This is a genomic window from Nocardioides sp. CER19, from assembly GCF_029846275.1.
Classification (GTDB): Bacteria; Actinomycetota; Actinomycetes; order Propionibacteriales; family Nocardioidaceae; genus Nocardioides.
In genome coordinates this window covers 475200-487899 of the sequence record NZ_JARVWS010000001.1, presented here as the reverse complement: position 1 = coordinate 487899, position 12700 = coordinate 475200, and the positions used below count along the sequence as shown (strand labels likewise).

Here is a 12700-nt window from a genome sequence, read left to right as displayed (position 1 = left end):
TTAGCGTGGGGGCATGCCCGCACGCCACGTCGTCACCAGCGACGAGACCGCCGACCTGCTCCGCCTGGTGCGCCAGATCGCGTCCGACGAGCTCGCCCCACGCGCCGCGGAGGCGGAGGCCGAGGAGGCGTTTCCCCGCGACGTCTTCCGGCTGCTCGGCCGCACCGGGCTGCTCGGTCTTCCCTACGGCGAGGAGTACGGCGGCGGAGGCGTGTCCTACGCCGACTACCTCCGCGTCCTCCAGGAGATCGGCGCGGTCTGGGCCAGCGTCGGCGTGGGCGTCAGCGTGCACGCGCTGTCGTGCTACCCGCTCGTCACTCGCGGCACCGACGAGCAGCGCAAGCGCTGGCTGCCGGAGATGCTCGGTGGCGACCTGCTGGGCGCCTACTGCCTCTCCGAGCCGCACGCCGGCTCCGACCCTGCGGCGATGCGCACGCGTGCCGTACGGGACGGCGAGGACTGGGTGCTGACCGGCGCGAAGGCGTGGACGACCCACGGCGGCCACGCCGACTTCTACACGGTGATGGCCCGCACCGGCGACCCCGCGACGAGCTCGGAGCGGCGGGGCGGGGACATCTCCTGCTTCCTCGTCCCCGCCGACTCCCCCGGCCTCACGGCCGACGCGCCCGAGCGCAAGATGGGGCTGACGGGCTCCGCCACCGCGACGATGCGGCTCGACGGCGTACGCGTCTCCGCGGACCGGCTGATCGGAGGTGAGGGCGAGGGCCTGCGCATCGCTCTCTCCGCCCTCGACTCGGGCCGGCTCGGCATCGCAGCGGTCGCCACGGGTCTCGCCCAGGGCGCGCTGGACAAGGCGGTGGCCTACGCCCAGCAGCGCGAGACGTTCGGCAAGCGCATCATCGACCACCAGGGCCTCGCGTTCGTGCTCGCCGACATGGAGGCGGCGATCGAGTCGGCCCGGGCGACGCTGGAGCATGCGGCGTACCTCCGCGACTCGGGTCTGCCCTTCGCCCGCGAGGCGTCGGTCGCCAAGCTGGTCGCCACCGACAACGCCATGCGCGTCACGACCGACGCGGTCCAGGTGCTCGGCGGGGCGGGCTACACCAAGGACTTCCCGGTCGAGCGCTACATGCGCGAGGCGAAGGTCATGCAGATCTTCGAGGGCACCAACCAGATCCAGCGGATGGTCATCTCGCGCAGCCTCGACGCGTCCGACCAGGGGACGATCACGACACGCTGAGCCAGGTTGCTGGCACCATGTGCCCGTGGTCTACGCCGAGCCCGAGTCCACCCGTTGGGTCAACCGCGTCGCGGCCCCGCTGAAAGCGTTCGCCGCCGCCGAGTCCTCCGGCGCGGCGGTGCTGGTCGCAGCGGCCGTCGTCGCGCTCGTCTGGTGCACCGCGTCGCCTGACGGCTACCAGTCGTTCTGGTCGACGCACCTGCGGATCGCGGTCGGTGGCCACGAGCTGAGCGAGACGCTCCGCGTCTGGGTCAACAGCGGCCTGATGACGATCTTCTTCCTGGTCGTCGGGTTGGAGGCGCGCCGCGAGTTCGATCTCGGGGACCTCCGTGAGCGCCGTCGGTTCGTGCTCCCCTGCGCCGCGGGGCTGGCCGGGATGCTGGTCCCCGCCGTCATCTACGCGCTCCTCCGGCACGGCCAGACCGGTGCGGACGCGTGGGGAATGGTCATCTCGACCGACACCGCGCTCGCCCTCGGCCTGCTCAGCGTCGTCGGCCGGGGTCTGCCCGAGCGGCTGCGGGTCTTCCTGGTGACGGTCTTCGTCGTCGACGACGTGGTGGCCCTCGTCGTGGTGACGCTCGCCTACACCGAGGACGTCGAGCTGCGGCCCGTGCTCATCGCCCTGGTCGCGCTCACCCTCGTCCTCGTCGTACGCCGGCTCGCCCCCGTCCGGCCCCTCCTCGTGCCCGTCCTCCTGCTCGGTGTCGCCTGGGTGGCGCTGATGCAGAGCGGCGTCGACCCGATCATCCTGGGCCTCGTCGTCGGCCTCGCCACGTCGGCGTACGCGCCGTCGAGGGACGACCTCGAGCAGGCCAGCACCCTGTTCCTGGGGTTCCGGGAGCAGCCGACAGCGGAGCTCGCGTTCGCGGCCAAGGCAGGCGTGCTGCGCAGCGTCTCGGGCAACGCGCTGCTGCAGAGCGGGCTGCAGCCGTGGAGCGGCTACGTCGTCGTACCGCTCTTCGCACTGGCCAACGCCGGCATCGACCTCGACCCCGACTTCCTGCGCACGGCCTACTCCCACGGCCTCGTCTGGGCCATCGTCGTCGCGTACGTCGTCGGCAAGCCGATCGGCGTCGTCGGTGCGTCGTGGTTGGTCGAGCGGCTGACCGGCGGCTCGGTGCGGCCGGCGGTGGGATGGACCGGCGTGGTGGGGAGCGGCACGCTCGCCGGGATCGGCTTCACCGTGTCGTTCATCGTCGCCGACATGGCGCTCGAAGGGCCCCAGCTCGCCGAGGCCAAGCTGGGCGTGCTGACGGCGGCCGTGATCAGCACGGGCGTCTCCGTCGTCGTCTTCGCCCGCACCAAGCACATGACCGAGGTGCGCCGGGCCCGCGCCCTGCTGGGCGACTCGACCCCGCTCGTCGACCTCTACTGCGAGGTCGGGTCCGAGCACGACCACGTCCGCGGGTCAGAGACGGCGAAGGTCACGCTCGTCGAGTACGGCGACCTCGAGTGCCCCTACTGCGGCCGCGCCGAGCCGGTCGTGCGCGAGCTGCTCAAGGACACCGACCTGCGCTACGTCTGGCGGCACCTGCCGCTCACCGACGTCCACCCCCACGCCCAGCTGGCCGCCGAGGCGAGCGAGGCCGCCGGGGCCCAGGGCCGCTTCTGGGAGATGCACGACCGGCTCCTCGACCACCAGGACCGGCTGGAGCCGCACGACCTGCTCGAGCACGCGCGTGAGCTCGGCCTCGACCTCGCCCGGTTCCGTGACGACATGATCGAGCACCGCCACGCCGCCCGCATCGCCCGCGACGTGGCGTCGGCTGACATGTCGGGCGTCGCCGGCACGCCGACGTTCTTCATCAACGGTCGACGCCACCACGGGTCGTTCAACCTGGAGACGCTGTCGGCGGCCATCGCCGACGCGCGGGCCCGAGCGCTGATCGAGACCAGCGGCTGAGCGGAAGTGGCGAAGGCCCGGGTCGGTGACCCGGGCCTTCGCCGTCTGCGCGCCCGTAGGGATTCGAACCCCAAACCTTCTGATCCGTAGTCAGATGCTCTATCCGTTGAGCTACGGGCGCATGCCCTGTGCTGCGCACAAGACTGGTTGAGGATAGCGGACGCTCTGAGCGATACCGAAATCGCCAGGAGAGCAGGGCGGACGCACCAACCGTTGTGGAAGGATCCCTCACGTCGGGAAGGGGCGATGGGTTGAGCGGGTACGGCGCGGACGAGCGTGCGCTGTTCGAGAGCGAGTCGATTCCGCTCTACGAGGCGCTCGCCGCGGAGGGAGGACTCGCTCCCGAGGACGAGCGCGTCGCAGAGGGCTCGGCGCAGCGCGCCGCCTTCGACCTGCTTGTCGGCATGGGCCTCGTCCATTTCGACGACGAGGTCAACCGATGGATCCCCGAGGACCCGACGGGCGTCCAGTCCCGCGTCGTGACTCCGCTGAGCACGGAGGGCTCCCGACTCCTGGAGGAGTCGTCCCACTGGGCGCAGCACTTCGGCATCCTCTCTCAGGCCTGGCGCAAGTCAGCGGTCGCCGAGGATCGCGGCCCCTTCACCTACCTGCGCGGCAAGAACATCCCGGCCTACATCGTCAGCCTGGGGTCGGAGGCTCAGGAGGAGCTGCTCACCGCCCAGCCCCAGGAGCGGCGCGAGACCGGCGAGGCACTCGAGGAGGCCACCGAGATCGAGCGCACCTTGCTGAGTCGCGGAGTGCGGTTGCTGACGCTCTACCAGCACAGCGCCCGCCGCAGCACCGCCACGCGGGAGTACGTCGGCGCGGTGACCGAGCTCGGTGGCGAGGTCCGCACACTCGACGAGTTCTTCAACCGGATGATCATCGTCGACCGGCGCGTCGCCGTGATCCCCTCTCCGGAAGGGATCCAGGTCGCGCTCGCCGTCCGCGAGCCGACGGTGGTGGGCTACCTCGTCGACGTGTTCATGCGCTCCTGGGAGCGGGCCCGTCCTTTCACGGCACGGGATGCCACTGTCATGCGCCACATCGCCCGGGAGCAACGCGCGATGACCATGCGGATGCTGATCGAGGGCCACTCCGACCCGGTGTCGGCGAAGCGGCTGGGCGTCAGCCCTCGCACCTACGCCGGCTACGTGGCGGACCTGAAGGAGGAGTTCGACGCCGAGACCCGGTTCCAGCTCGGCTACACGCTCGGGAAGCTCGGCGTCAGCGCCGCCGACGAGGCGTCGGAGGACTGAGCCCCACGGCTCATCAAGACGACGAAGGCAGTGACCCTGAGGTCACTGCCTTCGTCGTCTGCTTCCGGCGCCCGCTAGAGGGGGTTGGTGCGGGCGCCGTGCAAGTCCTCGTTCGTCACTTCCGGACCGACAGGCCCCAGGTCAGGTCGGCGTGCGCGGGGGCGGAGATGCCCAGGAGGCCGAAGCTGACGGCGCAAGCAGCCGCGACAACACCGATCTTGCGAACAAACTTCATGGTTGTGTCCTTGTCATGCTGGGGGGCGGGCCCGAGACGCCTTCGTCGGCCCAAGTCTCCCCGGGCCCGACGCAAACCATGCAGGACCTTAGTCCCTCAAAAAGTTGCACTGCATAAAGTTGCAACCTGGTGCTGGGTTCGCTGGACGTCCCCTCCACGGTAAGGCAGAAGGCCCGGATCCGCTCCGCGGATCCGGGCCTTCGCAGATGCCAGCAAGACATCCAGCTGGCGGAGGCGGAGGGATTTGAACCCTCGATGGGGTTGTAGCCCCAAACCCGCTTAGCAGGCGGGCGCCATAGACCTGACTAGGCGACGCCTCCCCGACAGCGTGGGACACGTTACAAGGCACCGACCGCGCGCGGCCAATCGCTGTCGTCAGGAGCCCTACGGCTCGAACCGGTACCCCATTCCGGGCTCGTTGCGGAAGTAGCGCGGGCGGGCCGGATCCGGCTCCAGCTTGCGCCGCAGCTGGGCCATGTAGAGCCGCAGGTTGCCCTGCGCGGTCTCGTAGCCGGGTCCCCAGACCTCGGTGAGCAGCTGTTTCTGGCTCAGGAGACGACCGGGACGCCGCACCAGCACCTCGAGGAGGTGCCACTCGGTCGGGGTGAGCCGTACCTCCACCCCCGCGACCGTGACCCTCTTCGCCGCGAGGTCCACGACGGCGTCGCCGAAGGCGACGGCCGACTCCTCGGGGTCGTCCGGCGCGTTGCGCCGCACCATCGCCCGCAGCCGGGCGAGCAGCTCGTCCATCCCGAACGGCTTCGTCACGTAGTCGTCGGCACCGGCGTCCAGGGCGTCGACCTTGTCGGCGCTGTCCGAGCGACCCGACAGGACGAGGATCGGCACCTTCGACCAGTCCCGCAGTCCTTCGATGACGGCGACTCCGTCCATGTCGGGCAGGCCGAGGTCGAGCACGACGACGTCCGGAGGCTGGGCCCCTACCGCGGCCAACGCCTCGGCGCCGTCTCCGGCGGTCGTCACCTCGTAGCCGCGGGCGCGCAGGTTGATGGCCAGAGCCCGCAGGATCTGCGGCTCGTCGTCGACGACGAGGACCCGGGTCATGTCGCCCCCTCCCCCGACGTCGCGTCCGTCGGCAGCGACACCACCATGGTCAACCCACCTCCGGGCGTCTCTTCGGGCTCGAGGGTGCCACCCATCGCCTCGACGAGGCCGCGCGACACGGCGAGGCCGAGGCCGACGCCCGTCGTCGTGTCCGTGTCGCCCAGCCTCTGGAACGGCAGGAAGACGCTCTCCAGCTCGCTGGACGGGATCCCCGGCCCGGTGTCGACCACGCGCAGCTCGACCCGTCCCGGCACGCTGCTGCCGCCGACCAGGGGCGGGGCGCCGGGTGGCGCGTACCGCTGGGCGTTGGAGACCAGGTTGACGATGACGCGCTCGAGCAGCCCCGGATCGACCAGGACCGGCGGCAGTCCCTCGGCGAGCTCGAGCACGACCGACCGCGGCGAGACGCCCAGGTCGTCGAGCGCCCGGGTGAGGACCTCCTCGACCGCGATCCGGCGCAGGTGCACCGGCATCGCCCCCACCTGCAGGCGGCTCATGTCGAGCAGGTTGTCGACCAGCCCGGAGAGCCGGTCGAGGGCGATGTCGGCCGTCTCCAGCAGTTCGGCCCGGTCGTGCGGCGCGATCTCGACATCGGGACTCCGCAGGCCCGAGACCACAGCCTTGGCCGTCGCGAGCGGCGTGCGGAGGTCGTGGCCGACGGCGGCGAGCAGGGCCGTGCGGACGCGGTTGGCCTCGGCGAGCGGGGCGGCCTCGGCAGCCGCGCGAGCGAGGCGGATCTGCTCGATCGCTTGTCCGGTCCGCGCCGCGAAGACCTGTGCGATGCGCTGGTCGGAGTCGGTGAGCGGCTGTCCTCGGAGCGCGAGCACCGCCGTGTCGGTGGCCTCGATGAGCTGGTCGGCCTCGTCCGGCGTACGCGCCGCGGACGTGCCGGCCGCCCCGACCAGCCGGCGACCGCCCTGGTCCTCCTCGAGGAGGGCCACCGAGTCGAGGCTGAAGGTCTCGCGGAACCGCTCCAACATGTCGTCGAGCGCCTGGCGCCCGACGATGGGCGTCGCGGCGAGGTTGGCGAGCACGTGCGACTCAGCGACGGCCCGCGCCGCCTCGCGCGTACGCCGGGCCGCGACGTCGACCACCGACGAGACCATGAGTCCCACGAGGATGTAGGCCACCAGCGCGAGCGCGTTGTTCCTGCTCTGGATCGTCAGCGCGTAGAGCGGCGGTGTGAAGAAGTAGTTGAGCAGCATCGAGCCGAACAGCGCCGCGACCAGCGCCGGGCCGAGGCCGCCCACGAGCGCGACCCCGACGACGACGATGAGGAAGAGCATCATGTCGCTCGCGAAGTTGAGCTCGAAGAGGTCGTCGACGAGCGTCAGAAGGCCGCTGAGCGCCAGCGGCAGGACGACGGCGAGCAGGTAGCCGCGGGCGCGGCGCGGACCGCTGAGGCTGCCCCGCGAATCGGGTAGCAGCCGCCCGCGGCCGACGTGGGCGTGCGTCACGATGTGGACGTCGATGTCGCCGGAGCGTCTGATCGTCTGGCTGCCGATTCCGGTTCCGCTCAACAGGGTCTGCCAGCGCGGTCGCCGGCTGTCCCCGAGGACCAGCTGGGTGGCGTTCTCGGCGCGCGCGAACGCGAGCAGCGCCTCCGGCACGTCGTCGCCCAGCACCTGGTGGAAGCTGCCACCGAGCGACTCCACCAGCCGGCGCTGCGCGCTCAGGTGCGCGGGGTCTGCGCCGGTGAGGCCGTCGGAGCGGCTGATGTGGAGCGCCAGCAGGTCGCCCGCTCCCGACCGCGCCGCGATGCGTGCGGCTCGTCTGATGAGGTGCTCGCCCTCCGGGCCGCCGCTGAGCGCGACGACCACCCGCTCTCGGGCCTCCCAGGTGCCGCTGATGTCGTGCTGCTGCCGGTAGTCCTGCAGCGCGTCGTCCACCCGGTCGGCCACCCACAGCAGGGCCAGCTCCCGCAGTGCCGTCAGGTTCCCCGCCCGGAAGTAGTTGGAGAGCGCCGCATCGACCTTGTCGGGCGCGTAGACGTTGCCGTGCGCCAGCCGGCGACGCAGCGCCTCCGCCGACATGTCGACCAGCTCGACCTGATCGGCGGCGCGTACGACGGCGTCCGGCACCGTCTCCCGCTGGGGGACGCCGGTGATCTTCTCGACGACGTCGTTGACGGACTCGAGGTGCTGGATGTTGACCGTCGTGATGACGTCGATCCCCGCGTCGAGCAGCTCCTCGACGTCACGCCAGCGCTTCTCGTTGCGGACGCCGGGTGCGTTCGTGTGCGCGAGCTCGTCGACCAACGCGACGCGTGGCCGACGACGCAGCACCGCGTCGACGTCCATCTCCTCGAGGGTGGTGCCGCGGTAGGGAACCGTCCGCCGCGGCACCACCTCGAGGCCGCTGAGCATGTCGGCGGTGTGCTTGCGCCCGTGCGTCTCGACGAAGCCGACGACCACGTCGGTGCCCCGGTCGGCGCGGCGCCTGGCCTCGCCGAGCATCGCGTAGGTCTTGCCGACGCCGGGAGCGGCACCGAGGTAGACCCGCAGCCGTCCCTTCGTCACGGGGCAATCCTGTCACCGTGGGGGGCTGCTACCGGCTGTTCGTCGAGGTATGCAGCCGAGTGGTCACTTCCCACGCGGAACTCCGCCCGGGGAGTGCGCAGTTCCCTGCATACCTCGACGAACAGTCACCGGCCGCCCGCCCCGTCCAACGCCAGGTTGAGCATCAAGACATTGACCCGCGGCTCACCGAGGAACCCGAGCTGGCGGCCGTCCGTGTTCTCCTCCACCAGCCGACGTACGACGGCCGGGTCGAGGTGGCGCGCGGCAGCGACGCGGTCGACCTGCTGGGCGGCGTAGGCGGGGCTGATGTCGGGGTCGAGACCCGACCCGCTGGCGGTGACCGCGTCGGGGGCGACCTCGGTCGCAGGCGTCCCGTCGAGCCTCGCCACGGCGGCGCGGCGCTGGTCGACGTCCGCGAGGAGCACCGGACTGGTCGGGCCGAGGTTGGAGGCCGACGACGCCAGCGGGTCGTAGCCGTCGCCGGCGGCGGACGGGCGGCCCTGGAAGTAGTCGGGCCTGCCGGTGAAGGACTGGCCGATCAGCGCGGAGCCGACGTCGCTGCCGTCGCGGCTCACGAGCGAGCCGTCGGCCTTGCCGGGAAAGGCGATCCAGGCGAAGCCGGTCATCGCGAGCGGGTAGGCGAGCCCGAGGATCACCGTCATCACGAGGATCATCCGGAGGCCGGCCCAGCCGTGGCGGAAGGCGGGAAGGACAGGGGTGGTCATGGGAGGTCTCCGAGTTTCTCAGCCGATGCCAGGGATCTGGGACACCAGCAGGTCGATGAGCTTGATACCGACGAACGGCGCGACGATGCCGCCGAGTCCGTAGAGGCCGAGGTTGCGGCGCAGCATGGATGCGGCCGACGAGGGCGTGTAGCGGACGCCGCGCAGCGCCAGCGGGATGAGGGCGACGATGATCAGCGCGTTGAAGATGACGGCCGACAAGATGGCCGACTCGGGCGTCGCCAGGCGCATGACGTTGAGCTTGTCGAGGCCGGCGTACACGCCGGCGAACATCGCCGGGATGATGGCGAAGTACTTCGCCACGTCGTTGGCGATCGAGAACGTCGTGAGCGAGCCGCGCGTGATGAGCAGCTGCTTGCCGATCTCCACGATCTCGATGAGCTTCGTCGGGTTGGAGTCGAGGTCGACCATGTTGCCGGCCTCCTTGGCGCTGGACGTGCCGGAGTTCATCGCGACGCCGACGTCGGCCTGGGCCAGAGCGGGCGCGTCGTTGGTGCCGTCGCCGGTCATCGCGACCAGCCGACCGCCCTCCTGCTCCTTCCTGATGAGCGCCATCTTGTCCTCGGGCGTCGCCTCGGCGAGGAAGTCGTCGACGCCGGCCTCCTCGGCGATGGCGCGCGCCGTGAGCGGGTTGTCGCCGGTGATCATCACCGTGCGGATACCCATCCGGCGCATCTCGTCGAAGCGCTCCCGCATGCCCTGCTTGACGATGTCCTTGAGGTGTACGACGCCCAGCGCCCGTGCCGGGCGGCCGTCGACGTGCTCGGCGACGACCAGCGGCGTCCCGCCGGCGGTCGAGACGGCGTCGACGATCGCGCCGACCTGCTCGGTGGGATGGCCGCCGTTCTCGCGGACCCACTTCATGACAGCAGCGGCCGCGCCCTTGCGGACCCGCCGGCCCGGGAGGTCGACGCCGGACATCCGGGTCTGGGCGGTGAAGGGAACGAACTGTGCCGTCGGCAGCTCACCGGCGGTGCGCTCCCGCAGGCCGTGCTCCCGCTTGGCCAGCACCACGATCGAGCGGCCCTCGGGCGTCTCGTCGGCGAGCGAGGAGAGCTGGGCAGCGTCGGCGAGGAGGGCGTGGCTGCACTCCCCGACCGGGATGAGCTCGGCGGCCTGCCGGTTGCCGAGCGTGATCGTGCCGGTCTTGTCGAGCAGCAGCGTGTTGACGTCGCCCGCCGCCTCGACGGCACGTCCGGACATCGCGAGCACGTTGTGCTGCACCAGTCGGTCCATGCCGGCGATGCCGATGGCACTGAGCAGCGCGCCGATCGTGGTGGGGATGAGGCAGACCAGCAGGGCGACGAGGACGACGATGGACTGCTCGGCGCCGGAGTAGATCGCGAACGGCTGCAGGGTGGCCGTCGCGGCGAGGAACACGATCGTCAGGGACGCGAGCAGGATGTTGAGCGCGATCTCGTTGGGGGTCTTCTGCCGGCTGGCGCCCTCGACGAGGGCGATCATCTTGTCGATGAAGCTCTCGCCGGGCTTGGCGGTGATCTCCACGACGATCCGGTCCGACAGGACGCGGGTACCGCCGGTGACCGAGCTGCGGTCGCCGCCGGACTCCCTGATCACCGGCGCGGACTCGCCGGTGATGGCCGACTCGTCGACGCTCGCGACACCCTCGACCACGTCGCCGTCGCCGGGGATGACCTGGCCGGCCTCCACGACGACGCGGTCGCCGACCTTGAGCTGGGTCGCCGGGACCTCTTCGGCCTCGACACGTTCGCCGGCGCTCGCTACCCGACCGGTGAGAAGCAGTCGCGCCGTGGTCTCGGTCTTCGCGCGACGCAGGGTGGCGGCCTGGGCCTTGCCGCGGCCCTCGGCGACGGCCTCGGACAGATTGGCGAAGACGACCGTGAGCCACAGCCAGACGACGACCGTCCACGCGAAGACGCCGGGGTCGAAGATCGCGGAGACCGTCGAGAAGACCGCACCGACCTCGACGACGAACATCACGGGGTTGCGGACCATCGCCCGCGGGTCGAGCTTGCGCACCGCGTCCGGGAGCGCCGTCAGCAGCAGGTGCGGGTCGAGCAGCCCACCGCCGACACGACGAGGCGCCGTTGCAGGAGCGGGGGGTGTGGGCGCAGGGGCGGGAATGGTCGTGGTCATGCGAGGCCTTCCGCGAGGGGACCGAGAGCGAGGACGGGGAAGAAGGTCAGGCCCGCGACGATGACCGCGACGCCGCCGAGCATGCCGGCGAAGAGCGGGCCGTGGGTCGGGAGCGTGCCACCGGTGCGGGGCACTTCCGCCTGCCTGGCGAGGGAGCCGGCCAGGGCCAGCACCAGCACGATCGGCACGAAGCGCCCGGCGAGCATGCACAGGCCGAGGGCGATGTTGTAGAAGTCGGTGTTCGCCGAGAGGCCGGCGAACGCCGAGCCGTTGTTGTTGGACGCCGACACGAAGGCGTAGAGCACCTCGGACAACCCGTGCGGTCCGGCGTTGAGCATCGACGCCCGCGGAGCCGCGAACGACATCGCGATGCCGGTGCCGATCAGCACCAGGAGCGGCATGGTGAGGATGTTGAGGGAGACCAGCTTCATCTCCCGGGCGGTGATCTTCTTGCGGAGGTACTCCGGCGTCCGGCCGACCATCAGGCCGGCGACGAAGACGGTGAGGATCGCCAGGACGAGCATCCCGTAGAGCCCGGTCCCGACACCGCCGGGAGCGATCTCACCGAGACCCATGTTGAAGATCAGCAGGCCGCCACCGACACCGGTGTAGGAGGAGTGGAACGAGTCCACGGCCCCGGTCGACGTACCGGTGGTGGAGACGGCGAACAGGGACGACGCCCATTCGCCGAACCGGGTCTCCTTGCCCTCCATCGCGCCGCCGGCCGCCTGCAGGGCGACCCCTGGGTGGCGGACCTCGAGAGTGGTGACGGCCACGACGAGGACCGCCCAGATCGAGGCCATCACACCGAGGACGGCGTACCCCTGCTTCCGGTCCCCGACCATCAGGCCGAAGGTCCGCGTGAGGGAGACGGGGATGAGCAGGAGGAGGAAGATCTCGAAGAGGTTGGTGAAGGGGGTCGGGTTCTCGAACGGGTGGGCCGAGTTGGCGTTGTAGAACCCGCCACCGTTGGTGCCCAGCTCCTTGATGACCTCCTGCGACGCCACCGGGCCGCCGGTGATCGTCTGGTGTCCGCCGGCCAGCGTCGCGATGTCGGTGCCGCCGGACAGGTTCTGGACGACGCCGCTGGCGATCAGCACCACCGTCGACACGACGGCGATCGGCAGCAGGATGCGGAAGCACGCCCGCACGAGGTCGACCCAGAAGTTGCCGAGCCGGTCGGTGCGCGACCGGGTGAACCCGCGGATCAGTGCGACGGCGACGGCGATGCCGACGGCGCCGGAGACGAAGTTCTGGACAGCGAGGCCGCCCATCTGGGCGAGGTGGCCCATGGCGGTCTCGCCGGAGTACGCCTGCCAGTTGGTGTTGGTGACGAACGACGCGGCGGTGTTGAACGCGAGCGCCGGGTCGACGCCGGCCATGCCGATCGACAGCGGCAGGTGCTCCTGCAGCCGCAGCAGGGCGTAGAGGAGCACGACGCTCGCGAAGGAGAACGCCAGCAGTGAGACGGCGTACGCCGACCAGCGCTGGTCGGCCTTGGAGTCGACGCCGACGAGGCGGTAGATCACCTTCTCGACGCGCAGATCGCGCTCGGAGGTGAAGACCCGCGCCATGTAGCCGCCGAGCGGGCGGTAGCAGAGGGCGAGGGCAGCGAGGAGGAGGCCGACCTGGAGCAGGCCGGCGGTGGTGTCACTCATGT

The 12700-nt window shown here is 70.9% G+C and carries 8 protein-coding genes and 2 tRNA genes; 3 read left to right on the top strand and 7 right to left on the bottom strand.

The features are described from left to right. Window positions 1-13: 13 nt before the first annotated feature. Entirely contained in the window at window positions 14-1201 is a 1188-nt protein-coding gene (locus tag QDS12_RS02425) for an acyl-CoA dehydrogenase family protein (RefSeq protein ID WP_279876618.1), read from the top strand. Window positions 1202-1226: 25 nt separating this feature from the next. Then, entirely contained in the window at window positions 1227-3104 is a 1878-nt protein-coding gene (locus tag QDS12_RS02420; RefSeq protein ID WP_279876617.1) for a Na+/H+ antiporter NhaA, read from the top strand. A gap of 48 nt (window positions 3105-3152) precedes the next feature. Here QDS12_RS02420 and QDS12_RS02415 read toward each other — a convergent pair. Then, window positions 3153-3225: transfer RNA gene (locus QDS12_RS02415), tRNA-Arg, on the bottom strand. 130 nt (window positions 3226-3355) lie between these two features. Between QDS12_RS02415 and QDS12_RS02410 the strand changes: the two genes are divergently transcribed. Then, a complete protein-coding gene (locus QDS12_RS02410) occupies window positions 3356-4363 on the top strand; it encodes a LuxR family transcriptional regulator (protein WP_279876616.1) in 1008 nt (335 codons plus the stop codon). A gap of 461 nt (window positions 4364-4824) precedes the next feature. On the opposite strand, the gene QDS12_RS02405 is transcribed toward QDS12_RS02410, so the two are convergent. The 6 genes from QDS12_RS02405 to kdpA form a co-directional block, all read right to left on the bottom strand. Beyond that, a tRNA-Ser gene (locus QDS12_RS02405) sits at window positions 4825-4918 on the bottom strand. Window positions 4919-4982: 64 nt separating this feature from the next. After that, window positions 4983-5660: a response regulator gene (locus QDS12_RS02400; RefSeq protein WP_279876615.1), complete on the bottom strand. Its 678-nt coding sequence runs from the start codon at window positions 5658-5660 to the stop codon at window positions 4983-4985. Continuing rightward, the gene (locus tag QDS12_RS02395; RefSeq protein ID WP_279876614.1) at window positions 5657-8179 is read right to left on the bottom strand and encodes a DUF4118 domain-containing protein; all 2523 of its coding nucleotides are present in this window, start codon (window positions 8177-8179) and stop codon (window positions 5657-5659) included. Before QDS12_RS02395 ends, QDS12_RS02400 begins: the two co-directional genes overlap by 4 nt. A gap of 125 nt (window positions 8180-8304) precedes the next feature. Further along, on the bottom strand, window positions 8305-8904 hold the full coding sequence (kdpC, locus tag QDS12_RS02390; protein WP_279876613.1) for a potassium-transporting ATPase subunit KdpC: 600 nt from the start codon (window positions 8902-8904) through the stop codon (window positions 8305-8307). A gap of 18 nt (window positions 8905-8922) precedes the next feature. Beyond that, complete coding sequence (gene kdpB / locus QDS12_RS02385) at window positions 8923-11040, bottom strand: potassium-transporting ATPase subunit KdpB (protein ID WP_279876612.1); 2118 nt, start codon at window positions 11038-11040, stop codon at window positions 8923-8925. Next, window positions 11037-12698: a potassium-transporting ATPase subunit KdpA gene (gene kdpA, locus QDS12_RS02380; protein WP_279876611.1), complete on the bottom strand. Its 1662-nt coding sequence runs from the start codon at window positions 12696-12698 to the stop codon at window positions 11037-11039. The genes kdpB and kdpA overlap by 4 nt, the downstream gene beginning before the upstream one ends. Between the last annotated feature and the right edge of the window lie 2 nt (window positions 12699-12700).